20 protein-coding genes and 1 other RNA gene are annotated in these 19,111 nt (G+C 70.6%); 6 read left to right on the forward strand and 15 right to left on the reverse strand.

The annotated features are described in order from the left end of the window. Positions 1–79: 79 nt before the first annotated feature. Positions 80–1,537, reverse strand: coding sequence for a GuaB1 family IMP dehydrogenase-related protein (locus MWU75_RS18240; RefSeq protein ID WP_247093631.1), 1,458 nt, complete (start codon positions 1,535–1,537; stop codon positions 80–82). Positions 1,538–1,696: 159 nt separating this feature from the next. Here MWU75_RS18240 and MWU75_RS18245 point away from each other — a divergent pair, with 159 nt between their 5' ends. After that, positions 1,697–2,359, forward strand: a complete 663-nt coding sequence (locus MWU75_RS18245) for an MBL fold metallo-hydrolase (RefSeq protein ID WP_247093634.1) — start codon at positions 1,697–1,699, stop codon at positions 2,357–2,359. On the opposite strand, the gene MWU75_RS18250 is transcribed toward MWU75_RS18245, so the two are convergent. Further along, entirely contained in the window at positions 2,356–2,703 is a 348-nt protein-coding gene (locus MWU75_RS18250) for a type II toxin-antitoxin system PemK/MazF family toxin (protein WP_247093636.1), read from the reverse strand. The two genes, MWU75_RS18245 and MWU75_RS18250, sit on opposite strands and share 4 nt — an antisense overlap. Next, positions 2,690–2,920, reverse strand: coding sequence for a ribbon-helix-helix domain-containing protein (locus MWU75_RS18255; RefSeq protein ID WP_247093638.1), 231 nt, complete (start codon positions 2,918–2,920; stop codon positions 2,690–2,692). Before MWU75_RS18255 ends, MWU75_RS18250 begins: the two co-directional genes overlap by 14 nt. A gap of 80 nt (positions 2,921–3,000) precedes the next feature. Here MWU75_RS18255 and MWU75_RS18260 point away from each other — a divergent pair, with 80 nt between their 5' ends. After that, positions 3,001–4,227, forward strand: coding sequence for a cytochrome P450 (locus MWU75_RS18260; protein ID WP_247093641.1), 1,227 nt, complete (start codon positions 3,001–3,003; stop codon positions 4,225–4,227). 9 nt (positions 4,228–4,236) lie between these two features. Here the strand turns inward: MWU75_RS18260 and MWU75_RS18265 are convergent, their stop codons facing one another. From MWU75_RS18265 to MWU75_RS18275, 3 genes are all read right to left on the reverse strand, one after another. After that, positions 4,237–5,340 (reverse strand): VIT1/CCC1 family protein, encoded by a 1,104-nt coding sequence (locus MWU75_RS18265; RefSeq protein ID WP_247093643.1) that lies wholly within the window; start codon positions 5,338–5,340, stop codon positions 4,237–4,239. A 106-nt stretch (positions 5,341–5,446) separates the two neighbouring features. Further along, positions 5,447–5,926 carry a YetF domain-containing protein gene (locus tag MWU75_RS18270; protein ID WP_247093645.1) on the reverse strand — a complete coding sequence of 160 codons (480 nt, stop codon included), beginning with the start codon at positions 5,924–5,926 and terminating at the stop codon, positions 5,447–5,449. A gap of 35 nt (positions 5,927–5,961) precedes the next feature. Then, the gene (locus tag MWU75_RS18275; protein WP_247093647.1) at positions 5,962–6,477 is read right to left on the reverse strand and encodes a hypothetical protein; all 516 of its coding nucleotides are present in this window, start codon (positions 6,475–6,477) and stop codon (positions 5,962–5,964) included. Between the two features lie 74 nt (positions 6,478–6,551). Between MWU75_RS18275 and MWU75_RS18280 the strand changes: the two genes are divergently transcribed. After that, complete coding sequence (locus MWU75_RS18280) at positions 6,552–7,301, forward strand: tyrosine-protein phosphatase (RefSeq protein WP_247093649.1); 750 nt, start codon at positions 6,552–6,554, stop codon at positions 7,299–7,301. On the opposite strand, the gene rnpB is transcribed toward MWU75_RS18280, so the two are convergent. The 3 genes from rnpB to MWU75_RS18295 all read right to left on the reverse strand — a co-directional run bounded on the left by rnpB (position 7,295) and on the right by MWU75_RS18295 (position 9,931). Then, positions 7,295–7,677: RNase P RNA component class A (rnpB, locus tag MWU75_RS18285), an RNA gene on the reverse strand. The genes MWU75_RS18280 and rnpB overlap by 7 nt on opposite strands. 66 nt (positions 7,678–7,743) lie before the next feature. After that, on the reverse strand, positions 7,744–9,150 hold the full coding sequence (locus tag MWU75_RS18290; RefSeq protein WP_247093652.1) for an MFS transporter: 1,407 nt from the start codon (positions 9,148–9,150) through the stop codon (positions 7,744–7,746). 82 nt (positions 9,151–9,232) lie between these two features. After that, a complete protein-coding gene (locus MWU75_RS18295) occupies positions 9,233–9,931 on the reverse strand; it encodes an alpha/beta hydrolase (RefSeq protein WP_247093654.1) in 699 nt (232 codons plus the stop codon). A gap of 135 nt (positions 9,932–10,066) precedes the next feature. Here MWU75_RS18295 and MWU75_RS18300 point away from each other — a divergent pair, with 135 nt between their 5' ends. After that, positions 10,067–10,627: an NAD(P)H-dependent oxidoreductase gene (locus MWU75_RS18300; RefSeq protein ID WP_247093655.1), complete on the forward strand. Its 561-nt coding sequence runs from the start codon at positions 10,067–10,069 to the stop codon at positions 10,625–10,627. 36 nt (positions 10,628–10,663) lie between these two features. On the opposite strand, the gene MWU75_RS18305 is transcribed toward MWU75_RS18300, so the two are convergent. From MWU75_RS18305 to MWU75_RS18315, 3 genes are read right to left on the reverse strand one after another with little or no spacing between them, the layout of a single operon-like run. Then, positions 10,664–12,100: an RNB domain-containing ribonuclease gene (locus MWU75_RS18305; RefSeq protein WP_247093658.1), complete on the reverse strand. Its 1,437-nt coding sequence runs from the start codon at positions 12,098–12,100 to the stop codon at positions 10,664–10,666. 55 nt (positions 12,101–12,155) lie between these two features. Further along, positions 12,156–12,548, reverse strand: a complete 393-nt coding sequence (locus tag MWU75_RS18310; protein ID WP_247093660.1) for a type II toxin-antitoxin system VapC family toxin — start codon at positions 12,546–12,548, stop codon at positions 12,156–12,158. 2 nt (positions 12,549–12,550) lie between these two features. Then, positions 12,551–12,772 carry a type II toxin-antitoxin system prevent-host-death family antitoxin gene (locus MWU75_RS18315; protein WP_247093662.1) on the reverse strand — a complete coding sequence of 74 codons (222 nt, stop codon included), beginning with the start codon at positions 12,770–12,772 and terminating at the stop codon, positions 12,551–12,553. Positions 12,773–12,907: 135 nt separating this feature from the next. Between MWU75_RS18315 and yaaA the strand changes: the two genes are divergently transcribed. Further along, positions 12,908–13,657: a peroxide stress protein YaaA gene (gene yaaA, locus MWU75_RS18320; protein WP_247093663.1), complete on the forward strand. Its 750-nt coding sequence runs from the start codon at positions 12,908–12,910 to the stop codon at positions 13,655–13,657. Positions 13,658–13,665: 8 nt separating this feature from the next. Here yaaA and MWU75_RS18325 read toward each other — a convergent pair whose 3' ends face one another. From MWU75_RS18325 to MWU75_RS18335, 3 genes are all read right to left on the reverse strand, one after another. After that, a complete protein-coding gene (locus MWU75_RS18325) occupies positions 13,666–15,525 on the reverse strand; it encodes a glycoside hydrolase family 15 protein (protein WP_247093665.1) in 1,860 nt (619 codons plus the stop codon). A 60-nt stretch (positions 15,526–15,585) separates the two neighbouring features. After that, positions 15,586–16,731, reverse strand: coding sequence for a cystathionine gamma-synthase (locus tag MWU75_RS18330; protein ID WP_247093667.1), 1,146 nt, complete (start codon positions 16,729–16,731; stop codon positions 15,586–15,588). A gap of 73 nt (positions 16,732–16,804) precedes the next feature. Further along, the gene (locus tag MWU75_RS18335) at positions 16,805–18,163 is read right to left on the reverse strand and encodes a cystathionine beta-synthase (RefSeq protein WP_247093669.1); all 1,359 of its coding nucleotides are present in this window, start codon (positions 18,161–18,163) and stop codon (positions 16,805–16,807) included. 342 nt (positions 18,164–18,505) lie between these two features. Here MWU75_RS18335 and MWU75_RS18340 point away from each other — a divergent pair, with 342 nt between their 5' ends. Beyond that, positions 18,506–19,078 (forward strand): hypothetical protein, encoded by a 573-nt coding sequence (locus MWU75_RS18340; protein WP_247093671.1) that lies wholly within the window; start codon positions 18,506–18,508, stop codon positions 19,076–19,078. Positions 19,079–19,111 lie beyond the last annotated feature (33 nt).

The raw sequence follows: 19,111 nt of genomic DNA on the forward strand, positions 1-19,111 counted from the left end.
ACCGATCTCGACTGCTACCGGTTCGCATCGATCACTCGCAGCGCACCCAGAGGCCGGGCGCGACGACCACCGCTCCCGACTACCAGGAGGTGTGCCGGGGCCGCCCCTCGTCGTAGCCCGCTGCGCCCTGGATGCCGACGACCGCGCGCGAGCGGAACTGCCCGATGGTGTCGGCGCCGGCGTAGGTGAAGGCCGAGCGGACGCCGGACACGATCTGGTCCAGCAGGTCCTCGACGCCGGGTCGCTCGGGGTCGAGATACATCTTCGAGCTGGAGATGCCCTCCTCGAAGAGCGCCAGGCGGGCGCGCTCGAAGGCGGAGCGGTCGCGCGTGCGGTTGCGCACGGCACGCGCCGACGCCATGCCGAAGCTCTCCTTGAACAGGCGGGACTCGCCGTCGTGCTGCAGGTCTCCCGGGCTCTCATAGCTGCCGGCGAACCACGAGCCGATCATGACGCTGGAGGCACCAGCGGCCAGGGCGAGGGCGACGTCACGCGGATACTTCACCCCGCCGTCGGCCCACACGTGGGCACCGACGTCACTCGCTGCCGCGGCGCACTCCAGCACGGCGGAGAACTGGGGACGACCGACGCCCGTCATCATCCGGGTCGTGCACATCGCGCCCGGGCCGACGCCGACCTTGATGATGTCGGCACCGGCCGCGGCAAGGTCCAGCGCGCCCTCTGCCGACACGACGTTGCCCGCCACGAGCGGGATCCTGAGCCCGGTCGCCTGCTCGTGCGCGTCGCGCGCGTCCCGGACAGTGGGCAGCACCTCGAGCATCTTCTCCTGGTGTCCGTGCGCGGTGTCGACGACCAGCACGTCGACGCCGAAGGACAGGATCGACTCGGCCCGCGAGCGCACGTCACCGTTGATGCCGACGGCGGCGCCGATCCGCAGCCGCCCCTGCCCGTCCACGGCGGGCGCATAGATCGCGGAGCGCAGGAGCCCCTTGCGGGTCACCACGCCCCGAAGTGTGTCGCCGGCCACGACCGGCGCCAGGTCCACGTGCTCGTGATCCAGCAGGTCGAAGGCCTCACGCACGTCGGTCCCCTCGGGCACCGAGACCTCGGGCTCGTGCATCACGTCCCGCACCTGGGCGAACCGGTCGACCCCCTCGCAGTCCGCCTCGGTGACGATCCCGATGGCCCGGCCGTCCTCGACCACGACGGCGGCCCGTTGCGCCCGCTTGCCCATCACCGACAGCACCTGCGCGACCGGCGCCCCGGGCTCCACGACGATCGGGGTCTCGTAGACCGGGTGCGCCCCCTTGACCGCCCGGACGGTCTCCTCGATCGCCTCCACGGGGATGTCCTGGGGCAGCACCGCCACGGCACCCCGGCGGGCCAGCGTCTCAGCCATCCGCTTGCCGGACACGGCCGTCATGTTGGCTGCGACCACCGGCACGGTGGTGCCCACGCCATCGGGTGTGGTGAGGTCGACGTCCATCCGCGAGGTCACCGAGGACCTCGACGGGACCATGAAGACGTCGCTGTAGGTCAGGTCGTGCTGCGGCTCGCTGCCGTCCAGGAACTTCACGCCCAGCAGCCTACGTCGCCACCTCCATCCTCCATCCACGCATGACTGCCCAGTGCGCCTTCTCCGGGTGGCGCGAGCGGCGACCCGCCTCGAGGCGCAGGTGCGGGAGCTGCGGGGGACCGGCCTGCGGCACCGCGCCCCACGGCATACGGTGAGGGCATGCAGATCACCCACCTGGGCCACTCGTGCGTGCTGCTCGAGGTGGCCGACCAGCGCATCCTGATCGACCCCGGCACGCTCAGCGACTTCGCGGACGTGCGGGACCTCACCGCAGTCGTGGGCACCCACCAGCACCCCGACCACGTCGACCCCGCCCGGCTCGCCACCCTCCTGTCCGCCAACCCGGGTGCCCGGGTGCTCCTCGAGGGCCAGACCGCGGCCGCCGTCACCGAGGCCGCCGGCGACCATGCTGAGCGTCTGGAGAGTATGTCGTCAGGCACCGACATCCTGCTCGGTCCCGTCTCCCTGTCTCCGGTGGGGCAGCGTCACGCGGTGATCCACGACTACGTCCCGCGGATCGACAACACGGGCGTCGTCGTGCGGGCCGAGGGCGAGCCGAGCGTCTTCCACCCGGGCGACGCGCTCGACGCCGAGCCCGGCCCGGTCGACGTGCTGCTCGTGCCGCTGAGCGCACCGTGGGCCCGGGTCAGCGACACCGTCGAGTTCGCGCGACGCATCGCCCCCGCACGGGCGGTGCCGATCCACGACGGGCTGCTCAACGACAACGGGCGCCCGACCTACCTGCGGCACCTGACCGACTTCGGTGCCGACGGCGGGCTGGAGGTGCTGGACCTGCGCGGGGCCGGCGCGACCGCTCTCTAGAGCTGCAGGTGGAGACGTAGCGCGTCATCCAGCGCGCGCATGGCCGTGACGCCGAGTCGCCCCACCACCGGGCCGAGGCGCTGCAGGTCCACCGATCGCACCTGCTCTGCCTGGGCCTTCGAGTCCACGCGGAGGCCGGTGTCACCTGCCTCCAGGAACACCTGGAACGAGAAGACCCTCTCGACGTTGCTGGTCAAGGGCACGACGGTGATGACGCCTCGCCCGTGGCGTGCGGCGCTGGCGTTGGCCCGGTCGTTGCTCACCAGCACAGCGGGCCTCCGCTTGCTCGCCCCACTGCCCCGGACCGGCTCCAGGTCGGTGAGCCTGATCTCACCGCGGAGCATCCGCCAGCCCGTCCGCGGCCGTGGCCGACCAGGCGTCTGCGTCGCCTGACTCCTGCCACTCCTCCCACGCTGCCGCGTAGTCCTCCTCGAGCTGCGGGTCGTCCAGCAGGCGGATCGCGTGCTGGATCACCGCGGACCGCGACGTCAGGCCGGTCGCGCGGGCATAGGCGTCCAGCGCGGCCACCTCCGCGGGCGACAGGCTGATGCTGAGCTTCATGCCGTGATGCTACCGCAGGCCCTACTCAGGTGCTACCGCGTGACGGACAGCGTCCCGGACCACCCGCGTACCATCTGGTCATGGAGCCCACCGCCCGCTTCCTCGACCTGGCCGACCCGACCTTCGACGTCACGAGTCCCACCGTCCTCCAGGCCCGTGAGGAGTCCTTCTGGGCGCGCACCAGTTACGGACACGCCGTCCTGCGGCACGCCGAGGTGACGGCGCTGCTCAAGGACCGACGGTTCCGGCAGGGCAACGCCCGGTGGCCGGCACAGAACGGCATCCACTCCGGGATGTTCAGCGACTGGTGGCACAAGGTCCTGCTGTCGTTGGAGGGCGAGGAGCACCTGCGGCTGCGTCGACTCCTCAACCCCGCGTTCAAGCAGCAGGTCATCGCCGCGATGGTGCCCGGCTTCGCCGAGCTGGCGCACGAGCTCGTCGACGGGTTCAGCGAGCGCGGCCGGGTGGAGTTCATCTCCGAGTTCGCCGAGCCCTACTCCTCGCGGGTGCTCTGCCGGCTCATCGGGCTCCCCGAGGAGGAGTGGGCTCAGGTGGCGCGCTGGGCGGACGACCTGGGCAAGTGCTTCGGCGTCCGGATCAAGGAGGACCTGCCCCGCATCGAGGCGGCGCTGGAGGGCCTCTACGGCTACTGCGACGAGGTCGTCCGGGACCGGACGGCACACCCTCGCGACGACCTGGTCTCGGACCTGGTGCGCCACCAGCAGGACGGCAGGCTGTCCGCGGAGGAGCTGTCGGTCGCGCTGGTCTTCCTGGTGTTCGCCGGCATGGAGACCACGCGCAACCAGCTCGGCCTCGCCCTGCAGACGCTCTTCGCCCACCCCGGCCAGTGGGAGCTGCTGGCGCAGCGCCCGGACCTGGGGCGCAACGCCGTCGAGGAGGTCATGCGGGTCAACCCGACGGTCACCTGGATCACCCGGGAGGCGTTGGAGGACGTCGACCTCGGTGAGGGCCTGGTGCTGCGCCCGGGGGACATCGTCCAGGTGCTGTCCCACAGCGCCGGCACCGACCCGCGGGCCCAGCCGGACCCGTCCTTCGACATCGCCGTCGAGCACCCGATGCACATGGGTTTCGGCGGCGGCATGCACCACTGCCTGGGCCACTGGGTGGCCCGGATGGACATGGCCGTGGCCCTGCCGATCCTGGCCGCCCGGATGCCCGATGCCCGGGCGGACGGCGCGGGCGAGTGGCTGCCGGTCTCGGGCAACACCGGGGCGATCCGCTACCCGATCGCCTTCACGCCGACGCCGAGGGTTGCCCGGCCGACAGCGGAACCCGTGCCGCAGTGAGCGACGCGGTCAGCCCACGAGCCCGGTGGCCCCGAAGGCCAGGCCCAGCAGATAGGTGACGACGGCGGCGCCGTAGCCGATCGCCAGCTGGCGCAGTGCGCGCCGCAGGGGCGATGCGCCAGACAGCAGACCGACCACACTGCCGGTGATCATCAGCGCCACGCCCACCAGCACGGCCGCGACGGCCAGCGCGGCATAACCGGACATGCCGAAGAGGAAGGGCAGCACGGGGATCAGGGCACCGCTGGCGAAGAACGCGAAGCTGGACGAGGCGGCGCCGACCGCGCTGCCCATCGCCTCCTCCCGGTCGACGTCGACCTCGGCGTCCGGCATCGCACCTGAGGGGACCGCCCGCTCCGGATGGCCGTGCACCGCGGACATCACCTCGCGCGCCTTGACGGAGGCCTCTCCCGGGCTCATGCCGCGCGAGCGGTAGACGAGCATCAGCTCGTTCTCCTCGAGGTCGAGCTCGGACAGCGCGTCCCTGGCCCCGTCACTGGTGCGCGAGGCCGCCAGCAGCTCGCGCGCGGACTGCACCGAGATGTACTCCCCCGCTCCCATCGACAGCGCACCGGCCAGCAGGCCCGCGATGCCCGCCGCCAGGACGACGCCCGGCCCCGCGCCGGTCCCCGCCATGCCCATCACCAAGGCGAGGTTGGAGACCAGCCCGTCGTTCGCGCCGAACACGGCGGCCCGGAAGTTGCCGGTCATCTGGGCCCTGCCGCGGGCCGCGAGCCCGCGCAGGACCTCCTCGTGGATCATCTCGTCGGCGGCCATCTGCGGGGTGGCGGCGGCCTCGGCGAAGTATGGCGTGCGGGACTCCGCGTTCTGCGCGAGCGCCAGCACGAAGACCGAGCCGAACCGCTGGGCGAGGGCCCCGAGCGCCCGGTTGCGGAAGCCGGCACGCACCGGCTTGCCAACCTCGTCCCCCAGCAGGTCGACCCAGTGCTGCTCGTGGCGCTTCTCAGCCTCCGCCAGTCCGAGCAGGATCTCGCGCTCCTCACCCTCGCGGCGCTCCGCCAGGTTGCGGTAGACCTGGGCCTCCGCACGCTCGTCGGCGAGATAGCGGCGCCACCGGCGGGCGTCCTGGGGCGAGGGGGTCAGACTGCTCATGGTGCCCCAGCCTAAGGACGGTCGGGGCAGAAGCTCTCATCCGGGGGCGGAGGCAGGCGGCGACCTTGCCGGGCGGGTGAGGGTGCACCGGCCCTGGGCCGTGACGTCAGCCGACCGACGGCTGCTCGCTGGAGCCGGAGGAGCTTCCCTCGTCGGTGAAGAAGCTGAGCTGTCCGTTGGCCTCCAGCACCGCCAGCTTGATGTCGGCGGTCCGCTCGATCCCCTGTCCCCGGCACGCGGCCAACAGGTCATCGAGCCCGAGTCGCTCGCGACGCAGCACCTCATGCAGCAGCTCACCGTCCTTGGCCACGACGACGGGGACCCCGTGGGTGACCTGGGCCGGCCCGCGCCACCGGGAGTTGACCCAGGAGACGCTGATGGTCAGCACCGCCATGGTGCCGACCGCCAGGATCGCGGCGGTCGCCGAGTAGTCCTGCCCGATGACCCCCTCGGCCACCAGGTCCCCCATCGTGATGAAGAGGATCAGCTCGAAGGAGCTGAGCTCACCCAGGGTCGAGCGCCCGGCCAGCCGGGTGACGCACCACAGCAGGATGAAGATCACCGCGGCGCGGATGACGATGTCCATGAGGCCTCCGGATTCGTGGAATGACCGCCGAGCGGTCAGGGGAACAGGACGGTGCGGAAGGACAGCGGGTCGACCGGCTCACCGTCCACGACGACGGCGAGCTCTCCCGAGCGGGCCCGCAGGGCGTTGGGCTGGATGTAGGCGTCGAAGTCGATGACCATCACCGGCTGCCCCTCGGTGGCGAAGGTGAGGTAGACCCACTCACCGTCTCGGGTCATCTCGGTGGCCTCCGGGTACCACCCCTGGGTCTCGAACATGTCGAGGTACTCCCCGGTGAGTGCGAGCGTCACCTCGGGGTCGAGACCCTCCGGCCTGGTGACCGTGATCTCGAACGGGACATCCATCCCCGGACGGGCGCTCTCGGCATACTCCAGCCGCAGGTGGTGACCATCAGCGGCCGGTCCCTCCACGACCCCCTCGCGGTCCCCCAGGAAACCGAAGACGCCGGCGGCGACAAACAGGACGAGGAGGCCGAATCCACCCCGGCGCCAGAGAAGCGACCGCGGACCGGCCGAGGCCGGCCGCACCCCGTCAAGGGTTGACTGTGACATACCCCGTGTCTACACCTTCCCGCGCGGTCCGGCACGGCGGACGAGCGCGGGTGGACGGGCCCTAGAGTCAGGGGATGAGTAGCTCCGCCCCCGGCGCCGCGGTGAGCCGTCTCGAGGTGCCCCGCACCTACAACTTCCGCGCGGTCGCACCCCGCGCTCTGACCCCCGGGCGCCTCTACCGCTCCGACGCCCTGCACCGGCTGTCCCGAGCCGGGCGACGGCGGCTGGCCGACCTCGGGATCCGGGTCGTGATCGACCTGCGCTCCGACTTCGACCGCAGGATCGGCGGGCGCGACCGGCTGCGGGGCACGGGCGCGGAACGCGTGGCCATCCCCATCTCCGGCGCGTCGCCGGGGACCGACCCCGGCAGTCTCGACCTGCGCGGGGTCTATCGCTCCATCCTGACCCACCATCGCGACGACCTGGCGACGGCCATCCGGACCATCGCCGCAGCCGACGGGCCCGTGCTGGTGCACTGCACCGCGGGCAAGGACCGGACCGGCCTGGTGGTGGCCCTGGTGCTCACGGCGGTCGGCGTGGACGAGGAGACCGTCGTCGCGGACTACGCCGCCACCCAGGCCAACCTCGCCGGCGAGTGGACCGAGACCATGCTGCGCAAGGTGCGGCGATTCCGGGTGCCGGTCACCGACAACCTGTTCGAGGTGATGGCGCACTCCCCCGCGTCCGTGCTGCGCGACACCCTCGCCTGGCTGGAGGACGAGCACGGGGGCGTCAGGAGCTACCTGGACACGGCGGGCGTCGACGACGCCGTCGTCGACCGGCTGCGACGCGCCCTGCTGCCCGCGGCCGAGATGGGTGGATGAGTCGGTCGATACGCCGGGTCCTGTCCCGTCGCGCCGTTGCCGGCACTGCGACGGTGGCGACCATCCATCTCGGGTGACCGTTGCCGGCCACCTCTAGCGGTCTACCCGCACGCTCGGGCGGGCCGCCCTCAGACGCGTGCTGTCTGACCTTGCTCCCGGTGGGGTTTACCTAGCCGCGCCGGTCACCCGGCGCGCTGGTGGTCTCTTACACCACCCTTTCACCCTTACCTCCGGCCGGGGCCGGGGGCGGTCTGCTTTCTGTGGCACTGTCCCGCGGGTCACCCCGGGTGGCCGTTAGCCACCACCGTGCCCTGTGGAGCCCGGACGTTCCTCGGCGAGTCCCCGAAGGGCTCGACGCGGCCGCCTGACCGACTCATCCACCGGTCCAGTCTACGTGCTCCTGACGAGGCAGTATGCCGAGTGGCCGGGGCCGGTAGGTCCCTCACCCCATCCGGTGGTCGGTGTGCTCCTTGACCCGCACCATCGCCAGGGCGCCGGCGGCCAGGATGAGCACGATGCCGAGGATGCCCCAGTACTGGGTGTTCTCCTCCCCGGTGACGCGGGCGCCGAGCCAGATCCCGACGCCGAAGGCCGCCGGGGAGAGGAAGGACACCACCCGACCGGTCGTGGCGTAGAGCCCGAAGATCTCGCCGCTCTTCCCCTCCGGGATGAGCCGGGCCAGGAACGACCGCGAGGCGGCCTGGGCCGGCCCGACGAAGACCGTCAGTCCCAGACCCAGGACCCAGAAGACCGTCTTGCCCCCGTCGTGGAGGACGAAGATCAGCAGTCCCAGGACGACCAGGGCCGCGAGGGACAGCAGGATGACCTTCTTCGGCCCGATGCGGTCGTCGAGCAGTCCGAAGGCGATGGTGGCGACACCGGCCACGATGTTGGCGGCGGCGCCGAAGATGATCACCTCACCGGCGCTCATCCCGAACGTCCCCGCGGCCAGCACCGCGCCGAAGGCGAAGACACCGGCCAGCCCGTCGCGGAAGAGCGCCGAGGCCAGCAGGAACCAGACGGTGTGGCGCGAGGTGCTCCACAGGCGCCGGATCGTCCCGAAGAGCAGCCGGTAGGAGTCCACGACACCCACCCGGGGTGCCCGCTCCACCGGTCGGTCCTTGAGGGAGACCAGCGCCGGGATGGTGAACAGCGCGATCCAGATGCCGCACATGAGCATCGAGACGCGGATGTCCATCCCGTCCTCGCCCGTCACCCCGAACAGGCCGACCTCGGGCTGGATGAACAGGAAGTACATCACCAGCAGAGCGACGATGCCGCCGAGATAGCCGAAGCCCCAGCCGTAGCCGGACACCCGCCCGATCGTCCGGGGCGTGGCCACCTGCTCGATCGTGGAGTTGTAGTTCACCCCGGCGATCTCGGACACGACGGAGCCGATCCCCAGCAGCACGAGGCCCAGGACCAGGTAGCCGGGGTCGGCCCGCACGAAGAACAGGCTGGCGGCGATGAGTGCCAGGAGCCAGGTCTGCCACCGCAGGTTGCGCACGGTGCGTCCGGAGCGGTCCGAGTTCTGGCCGAGGACGGGGGCGAGCACTGCGACGAAGAACCCGGAGATCGCCGTGAAGATGGCCAGCATCTGGGAGGTGTGGTTGGTTGACCCGAAGCTCTCGCTCGTGAGGTAGACCGCGAAGACGAAGGTCGTGATGACGGTGTTCCACGGCTGGGCCCCCCAGTCCCAGAACGCCCACGCCGTGATCTTGCCCTTGGACGCCCCGCCCGAGGCCTCCAGGGCGGTGGTGGTCTCGTCGGGGTCGAAGGACGGGGCGATCGCCGGGTCGACCGGCCCGTCTCCCGGGCCGGTGCCGGTGGTGTCATCGCGCGTGCTCACACCAGAGACCGTATTGCCCCGGGCACCGGATCAGGTGCTGAACCCGCCGAGTTCACCCAGCGGACACCCGTCCCCCGGTGGTTCAGGCGGCGGCAGTATGCCGATCGGCCAGGTCCGCGAGGATCGTCGCCAGCTCCTGGGGCGTGCTGGTCATCGGCCAGTGACCACTGTCGATATCGACGTAGTCCAGCGCGGTGGCGGCCGCCAGCTCGGGCAGGTCGCCGGAGGCGATCCACTCCCGGGCTTCGTCGGGCCCGAACTCGGGACAGATCAGGGTGACGGGCACCGCGGACCGGCGCGGATCGGCATACTGCACCGTGCCACTGCTCACGCCGACGGGGACCGGCACCATCGCCGCCTCCATCCGCGCCCGGGTCGCCTCGTCCAGATCCGCAAAGTCCGGCCCCTCGAACGCCTCCCAGCCGGGGAAGGCCATCTGCCCGTCCACCGGCTCGAAGAAATCGGCATAGGTGGTGCCGTCGCTGGGGGGGAAGCCGCCGATCAGCCCGACCCCAGCGACCCGGTCCGGCCGTCGGTCCGCGGCGAGCCAGGCGAGCGTCGCAGCCGCCGAGTGACCGATGACCAGCGGTTTCCCGTCCGTCCCGTCCACCGCCGCGAGCACGGTCGCCACCTGGTCCTCGAACGTTGCCAGCTGGTTGCCGTCGCCCTGACCCGGCAGCGCCAGCGGCACCACCCGGTGTCCCCGCGCCCGCACGCCCTCGGCGACCTCACGCCATACGTCCGCGGTGAGCCACAGGCCACCGATGAGGATCACATCCATCGCTGCTCCATCTCCCTGTCGTCTCGTCCCGACCACCGTAGAGGCCGACCCGGACGGTCTGCTTCCGGGAAGACTCGGGCGCGCTCCACCGCGGCTTCGGCCAGGATGGGAGCTGCACCCGAGACGAGGAGAGACATGAAGATTGCCATCATCATCGGATCCGTGCGTGACGACCGGAAGGGCGACGACGTGGGCAGCTGGCTGAGCAAGCTGGCTCAGGCCCGGGACGGCGCGGCGACCTATGAGCTCGTGGACCTGCGCCAGTTCGACCTGCCGGTGCTGACCTCGGCGACGGTGCCCGGCGCGGCGAACCGGCAGTATGACGACGAGCGCGTCACCCGGTGGGGCCAGGTGGTCGACGGGTACGACGGGTTCGTCTTCGTCACGCCCGAGTACAACCACGGGGTGCCGGGCGGCTTCAAGAACGCCTTCGACGTGATCTACCCGGAGTGGGTCAAGAAGGCCGTCGCCTTCGTCTCCTACGGCGCGATGTCCGGCGCCCGTGCGGTCGAGGCCTGGCGCATCGTCGTCGCCAACGCGGACATGTACGACATCCGCACGCAGGTGGCGCTGAGCACCTTCACCGAGTTCGACGGGGAGACCTTCACGCCGGCCGACCGCAACGCCGACGAGGCGGCCGACCTGTTCGACTCGCTGGAGGCGGCCACCCGGGCCATGGCGACGCTGCGCGGCTGAGGGCCTGGCCTGCCGGTCGACGGACCGACCCGCCCCTCACACGATCCGGAAGCGCACCTGCTGGGTGGCGATCTCGGCCTGCACGAGTTCGACCCGGACCTCGCTGCCCAGCTCGGCCCGGCCCTCGGCGACGGCGTTGACCGCGGGGTCGGTGAGCTGCACCTGCCAGCCCTTCTTGCCCGCGTCGTCCACGACGACCGCGTCGAACTGCTCCCCGACCCGGTGCGCGAGCACAGCGGCCTCGGTGGCGTCGGTGCAGGCACGCTCCACGGCCTTGGCCAGGCGCCCGGACTCGTCCATGATCTCGGGCAGCGTCGGCAGTGCCTCCCGCGCCCAGCCCGGGATCTCCCGCCCCTGCGTGAGCGCCTCGCAGACCACCAGCACGAACCGGTCGATGAGCCGACGCAGCGGTGCCGTGACGTGAGTGTAGGGCGCGGCGATCGCCGCCTGCTCGGTCTGCTCGGGCGGCGTCCCGTCGAAGGCCTCATAGCTCGCGCCGCGGAACAGCGCCGTGGCGTCGTGGATGATCGCCAGGTGCCTGGAGTCGGTGCGGTCCAGGGTGCGCAGGAAGTCGCCGTAGGCCATCCCCTTGGGCCACGTCACACCCAGTGCCCTGACCTGGCGCCGGAACCGGTCGACGTCGCGCTGCTGCGCCGGAGGCATCGTGCGCAGGATGCCGACCTTGCCGTCGAGCATGATCTGCGCGGCGACGATGCCGGTCAGCAGGCTGATCTGGGCGTTCCAGTCCTCGACCGGCAGCAGCGGCCGGAACTGCAGCGAGTAGGTCCCGTCGTCGTCGACGTGCACCTCCTGCTCGGGCATCGGCAGGCTGGCTCCCCCGCGCTCGGACTCCCGTCGGATCCGGTGCTCACCCACCTCCCTGAGCAGCAGGAGCGTCTCCTCCGCCTCCCCGGCGTCGATGAGCTCCTGGACCTCCTCGTAGGTGTAGCGCCGCACCGAGCGCACCATCGCGCGATACAGCTCCGCCGAGTCCCGCACCCCCTCGGGTGTCAACGACATGTCCCAGACGTAGGCCGGGCGGCTGGCCTCCGGCAGCAGGCTCGCCGCCGCCTCGCTCAGCTCCCTCGGGTGCAACGGCACGCTGGTGTCGGGGCAGTAGATGGTCTGTCCGCGCAGGCGCACCTCGACATCAAGCGCACCGCCGGGCTCGACGAAGGCCGGCACGTCGGCGATGGCGTAGCGGATGCGATATCCCTCGCCGGCCCGCTCGATATGCATGGCCTGGTCCAGGTCCATCGACCCCGGTGGGTCGATGGTGATGAACGGGACCGACGTCTCGTCCCGCTCGGGCAGCTGCGGGCTGTCGGCTGCGGCGCGGGCAGCCGCGAGCGCGGCCTCCGGAAACTCCTGGCGCACCTCCATGCGGGTCCGGATGTCGGCGAAGGCCGCCTCCAGCTCGGTGCCGTTGCCGTCGGTGCGGTCGTCCCGGATCGTCGTCGCTCGCTGCCCCATAGCCGCAACCCTAAGCAGAACTGGCCCCACACAGCGCAGGCAGCGCTGCGTGACGTCAGCGTTCAGGCACGGGGCCGCCCCACCACGTGGGCGGCGGGTAGGCGTCCAACGTCCGGTCGGCGGTCACCAGGAGGCAGTCCTCTGCCAGGGCCTGCGCCACGAGGAGGCGGTCAAACGGGTCGCGGTGGTGCCACGGAAGCAACCCGACCCCGGCGGCATGCTCCGCCGAGATGGGCAGGTGCTCAAGGTCGAGTCTCATCAGGACTCGATGCCATGACTCGCCGATAGCGAGCTTCCCGAGGGAGCGCTTGATGGCGATCTCCCACACGGAGGTCGCACTCACGAGGACCGCGGACGACGGTTTCGCGAGCGCGTCGGCAACATCCGGGGGAATTGACCGCCGCTGTCCGAGCAGCAGCCAGACGACGACATTGGTGTCCAGCAGCAACCTCATGAGCGATAAGGGGCAAGGTCGTCCAGTGGTTCATCGAACTCGTCGGTCAGTTCGCCCTCGACGTCACCCCAGATGTCGCGACGTTCGGTCACGACCGGTGCAGGACTGAGCACGGCGACCCGCACGCGGCCACGCCGGATGACGATGGACTCTCCCGCCTCCACCCGACGCAGCAGTCGGGACAGGTGGGTCTTGGCTTCCTGGACGGTGACCTCCATCACTCAAGGGTAAGTCGACCAACTTGACTTGGTCAATGCTCGGCCCGAGACACCTCTCTGCGCAAACCATGACGAGCTCAGCCGTTGACTGACCCGGCGGCGGTGCCAGCAGCACGCACTGCCTACCCTGCTCAGGTGCTGATCTTGCTTCCTCCGTCCGAGTCCAAGGCTGGTCGCACCCGTGGACGCGCTCTCGATCTTGACCGCCTGTCGCTGCCGACCCTCAATGCGCACCGCGCCGAGGTCGTCGCTGCGCTGGCCGAAGCGAGCAGCCGGCCGGACGCGGCCGCCACACTGGGCGTCAGCCCCAACCTGACCGAGGAGATCGCCCGCAACGTCCGGCTCACGACCGCGCCGTCGGTGCCGGTGGCCGACCTCTACACCGGCGTGCTCTATGACGCCCTCGATCTGCCCTCGTTGGACGCCCCGGCTCGCCGCCGTGCGAACCGGCGCGTCCTCGTCGTCTCCGCCCTGTTCGGCGCGCTCCGGCTGACCGACCGGGTGCCGCCCTACCGGCTGTCGATGGCGGTCAACCTGCCCGGCGTCGGGCCGCTCGCAGGCCACTGGCGCGGCCCCCTGGCCGAGACGCTGCCCGACCTCGTCGGCCGCGGTCTGATCATCGACTGCCGCTCCAGCACGTATGCCGCGGCCTGGCTCCCGCAGGGCGACCTCACCAGGCGCTGGGTCCAGATCCGCGTGCCGGGGGCGACGCACATGGCCAAGCACACCCGCGGCCTGGTCACCCGTGCCCTGTGTCAGGCGGATCAGGACCCGCGCGCCCCGGCCGGGCTCGCCGAGGTGCTCGCCGAGACCTTCCGGGTCGAGCTGCACGAGCCCGCGTCCGCGTCCCGGCCGTGGGTGCTCGACGTCTACCCGCCGGCGTAGTCCGGAGGTCAGGAGGCGAGGGCGTCGGCGGCCCTGATCAGGCTCAGGTGGCTGAAGGCCTGCGGGTAGTTGCCGGCCAGCCGCCCGGTCTCGGGGTCGTACTCCTCCGAGAGCAGCCCGACCCCGCTGGAGTAGTCGAGGAGCTGGGTCATCAGACTTCTGGCCTCGTCCATCCGCCCGCTCATCGCGTACTGCTCGACCAACCAGAAGCAGCACATGAGGAACGGGTACTCCGCCCCCTCCAGACCGTCCAGACCCGCGGCGGTGCGGTAGCGGTGCAGCAGCCCGGTCGGACCCTGCAGGTCCTCCTCGATCGCGGCGACGGTGCCGAGCATCAGCTCGTCGTCGTAGGCGACGAAGCCGGTGTGCGGCAGCTGCAGCAGCGAGGCGTCGACCTCGTCGTTGTCGTAGGTCTGGGTGAAGGTGCCGCGGCCCTGGTCGTAGCCCTGCTCGAGGATCTCCGTGCGCAGCTGGTCGCGCAGCGTGCGCCAGTGCTCGACGTCCCCTGCCAGACCGTGCTCCTCGACCGCCCGGACGCCCTCGTTGAACGCCGCCCACATCATCACCCGGCCGTGGGTGAAGTGGTGCAGGTCGCCACGCATCTCCCACAGCCCGTGGTCCTTGCGGGAGAGGTTGGCCTCGCAGTACCGCAGCAGGTTGCGCTGGAGTCCCCAGCTGTACCCGTCCTCGGACCCCTCCGCGTCGCGCAGCCGGGCCAGGGCGAGCATGACCTCCCCGGGCACGTCGGCCTGGTACTGACCTGCCGCACCGTTGCCGATCCGGACCGGCCGTGAGTCCTCGTAGCCGGACAGGTGGTCCAGCTCCTTCTCGTCCAGCTCCCGCTCACCGCCCAGGCCGTACATGATCCGCAGGTCGTCGATGTCCCCGGCCACCGCCCGCAACAACCAGTCGCGCCACAGCAGGGCGCCCTGGGTGAAGCCGTGGTCGACCATGACCTCGATCGTCAGGGAGGCGTCCCGCAGCCAGGTGTAGCGGTAGTCCCAGTTGCGGGAGCCCCCGAACTCCTCGGGGAGCGAGGCGGTCGGGGCGGCGACGATGCCCCCGGTCTGCGCGTGGGTCATCGCCCGCAGCGTGAGCAGCGAGCGGGTGATGGCCAGGGCGTGCAGTCCCTCGGCCTCGATCTGGTCCGCCCACTCGGTCCAGAAGCGCCGGGTCCGTTCCAGCGCCTCCCGGGCGTCGACGCCCTCGGGCTGCTCCTCCCACGAGGGATACCAGGTCAGGTCCCAGGCCGTCTCCTCACCCTCGCTCAGCATCCGGCTGCCGACGAGCCGGTGGGCCCGGCCGCCATCCCGGGTGTCCGGCGAGCCCTCGTCGTCGTCCGGTGCGGCCCTGCCGGCGCCGGACGTCCCCTCCGTCAGTTCCTGGGCCGCGTGCAGGGGCGGCCCGGTGAGCAGCAGGCCGTCGGGTCCGGCCAGTGAGCTGAGCCGCTCCCGGCCGTCCGCGGTGTCCTCCAGCCGTCGGACCCACGGGGTGGCCCGGGCGTAGTTGAACCGGATCCGCAGGTCGTGCACCACCTCGACGCGCCCCTCCAGGCACTCCACGATCCTGACCAGGTCACCCTGGGTGTCGGCCGGCGGCAGGAAGTCCAGCACCCGCGCCCGGCCGGTAGGGGAACGCCACACCGTCTCCAGGACGAACGTCGAGGGCTCGTAGCCCCAGCTCTCCACGGTGCCGTCCGCGATCGAGAGCTGCCAGCGACCGTCGTCCGGGCCCCCGAGGAGCGCGGAGAAGACCGCCTGACTGTCGAAGCGGGGTAGGCACAGCCAGTCGACGCTCCCCTCGCGCGACACCAGGGGCCCGGTCCGCAGGTCCGAGAGCAGTGCGTAGTCCTCAAGTGGTGTGCTCATGCCGGCCAGTGTGTCAGCGGGCACGTGCCGTCGCCCTGGCCAGCCGGCACCCCCGGCGGCTTACCCCAGGCGTCCGAGCGCCTCCTGCACGTCCGCGACCAGGTCGGCCTCGTCCTCGATCCCCACGGAGAGCCGGATGATGTTGTCCGGCACCTCCAGCTCGGTGCCCCGCACCGAGGCATGGGTCATCTCGGCCGGGTAGTTCACCAGCGACTCGACCCCGCCCAGGCTCTCGGCGAGCTGGAAGACCGACGTCGACTCCGCGAACCGACGGGCCGCGCCAGCGCCACCGGCGAGCCCCAGTGACACCATCCCGCCGAAGGCGCTCATCTGCCTCGCCGCGATCTCGTGCCCCGGGTGGTCGGCCAGCCCCGGGTAGTAGACCCGTTCCACCGCGGGATGCCCGACCAGCGCCTGCGCGATCGCGGCAGCGTTGGAGCTGTGCCTCTCCATGCGCAGCGCCAGGGTCTTGATGCCGCGGATGGTCAGGAACACCTCCCACGGCGCGGACACCCCGCCGGCCGCGAACTGGAGGAACTGGATCTTCTCGGCGTGCTCCTCGCTCGCGGTCACGACGACGCCGCCGAGGACGTCGGAGTGTCCTCCGAGGTACTTCGTCGCCGAGTGCACCACGATGTCGGCGCCGAGGCTGATCGGCGTCTGCAGTGCGGGAGAGGCGAAGGTGTTGTCCACCACGACGATCAGGCCGTGCTCGTGCCCCAGCGCGGCGACCGCCTCCATGTCGGTGATCTTCATCAGCGGGTTGCTGGGCGTCTCCAGCCAGAGCATCTTCGTCTCTGGCAGTATGCCGGCACGCACCGCGTCGAGGTCGCTCATCTCCGCGGTGCTCAGGTCCAGGCCCCACGGCCTGAGGATCCTGTTCACCAGCCGGTGGGTCCCGCCGTAGACGTCGTTGCCCATCAGCACGTGGTCACCGGCGCTGAGCAGCGCGCGGAAGGTCGCGTCCTCGGCCGCAAGGCCCGAGGCGAACGAGAGCCCGCGCACGCCGCCCTCGAGGTCGGCGACGAGCTCCTGCAGCGCGTCACGCGTCGGGTTGGTGCCGCGGGTGTACTCATAGCCGCCCCGCAGACCGCCGACGTGCTCCTGCACGAAGGTCGAGGTCTGGTAGACCGGCGGGATCACCGAGCCCGTGGTCGGGTCGAAGGCCTGGCCGGTGTGGATGGCGCGGGTGGAGAATCCGGTCACGTCTGCTCCAATTCTTGGGGAAGTCTTGCACGCGCTGTGCGCATTTTGAGGGAGGTTTTGTCCGCTCGGGTCCTCACCTGGACAGGAAGGTGAGCAGGTCGGGGCGGGTCAGCACCGCGACGGGCTTGCCCCCCTCCGTCACCAGCAACGCGTCGGCGTCCGTGAAGGCTTCCCGCGCGGCGGAGACCGAGTCGTTGATGCCGATCAGCGGCAGGGGCGGCCCGGTGAGCTTGGTGAGGGCGTCGGTGAGCTGTGCCTCCCCGTGGAAGACGGCGTCCAGCAGCTCGCGCTCGGTGAGGGAGCCCTTGACCTCCCCCATGACCACAGGAGGCTCCGCACCCAGGACGACCAGCTGGCTCACGGCATACTCCGCCATGATGTCGATCGCGTCGCGGACGGTGTCCGTGGGGTGCACGTGCACCAGGTCGGGCAGCTGACCGGTCTTGGCCGACAGCACCTCGCGCACCGTCTTCTCCTCGGCGACCGCGCTGAAGCCGTAGGAGCGCATCCAGCCCTCGTTGAAGATCTTGCCCAGGTAGCCGCGACCGCCGTCGGGAAGCAGCACCACCACGGTGTGCTCAGGGCCGAGATCCTTGGCGGCCTTCAGCGCGGCGACCACCGCCATGCCCGATGAGCCACCGACCAGCAGTCCCTCCTCCAGCGCCAGGCGCGAGGTCATCGCGAAGGACTCGGCGTCGGTGACCGGGATGATCCGGTCCGGCACGGAGGTGTCGTAGGCCCCCGGCCACATGTCCTCGCCGACACCCTCCACCAGGTAGGGACGGCCGGTGCCGCCGGAGTAGACCGAGCCCTCCGGGTCGGCCCCGATGACGGTGACCGGGCCCTGCTCCTTGAGGTAGCGCCCGGTGCCGGAGATGGTGCCGCCGGTGCCGATGCCGGCCACGAAGTGGGTGACGGTGCCCTCGGTGTCGCGCCAGATCTCCGGGCCGGTCGACTCGTAGTGCGAGGCCGGGCCGTTGAGGTTCTCGTACTGGTTGGGTTTGTAGGCGCCCGGGATCTCGGCAGCGAGCCGATCGCTCACCGAGTAGTAGGACTCCGGGTGGTCCGGCGGCACCGACGTCGGCGTCACCACGACCTCGGCGCCATAGGCCTTGAGCACGTTGATCTTGTCCTCGCCGACCTTGTCCGGGCAGACGAAGATGCACTTGTAACCGCGCTGCTGCGCCACCAGGGCCAGGCCGACGCCGGTGTTGCCGCTGGTGGGCTCGACGATCGTGCCGCCCGGCTTGAGCTTGCCCTCCGCCTCGGCCGCGTCGATGATCTTGATCGCGATGCGGTCCTTGACCGAGCCGCCGGGGTTGACGTACTCGATCTTGGCCAGCACGGTCGCGCTGAGGCCCTCGGTCACGTGGTTGAGCTTGACGAGCGGCGTGTTGCCGATCGTGTCGAGGATGGTCTCGGCGACGCGCATCAGTGGTCTGCTCCCGGGTCGGTGGATGGCCACGGCCAGCGTATGGCATCAACCACACAGGTTCTGTTCACGGTCAGGTGTGACCAGCACAAGTTGAAGATCTGTGTTCCGCAGAGATCCAGAGCCCACTGTCGGTACACGACCATTACCAGCGTGTCGTGGCGGGTGTACGTTCACAACCCCCCGCCGTACACTGGCGAGCGAACCGCACAGTGGAGGTGACACCACCCGGCTATGGCTCTGGTAGCACACTCTTCTTCTACGGCGGCAGTGCCTACATGGTTCGGACCACCGGCGGATACCTGACCGGAGGGGAGTGGGTTGTCTACACGCTGAACGGTGATGTGGACCGTTCTCAAACCTACGACGCGTGTGTCGAGCCGTAATCTCGAACGTCCCAGGATCGGGGCTCTGACCGCCCTTGCCTTGAGCGTTTCAGTTGCAATGATCCTATCGTCCTGCTCGACGGACTCGACCGCACCCGGGGATGAGCACGTCGACCGGCAGGCCGAGGCGGAGGCACTTGTAGCGTTCTCGCGCGGAATGGCGGACTGTCTCACCGAGGCGGGGTTCCCGTCGACCTACCGCGAAGTCGACGGCGGTATCTCCGTGAGCGGTGGCACACCAGCGGAGCGCCGCGCCGCCATGGCGACCTGTGAGGAGACGCTAGGCGGTGCCCCGGAGTCGCCACCGTTGTCACGCGAGGAGCTGGTAGCGCTCCACGAACTGGAGGTCGAGGCCTACAAGTGCCTCGTCGACCACGGCTATGAACCTGCGCCGCCGTCGAGCAAGGAGCAGTTCGTCGCGACCTATGCCACTGGAGAGTCGTGGTATGCACACAAGTCGTCCGTCGAGGGTAGCGTGATCCCGGACACGCAGTGCCCCTACCCCGAACCGGCAGACATCGACTGGTAGCGGCTTCGCGGGAACCAAACCCGGTTCGCCCCG

Origin of the sequence: Ornithinimicrobium sp. F0845 (assembly GCF_023015765.1) — a bacterium.
GTDB lineage: Bacteria > Actinomycetota > Actinomycetes > Actinomycetales > Dermatophilaceae > Ornithinicoccus.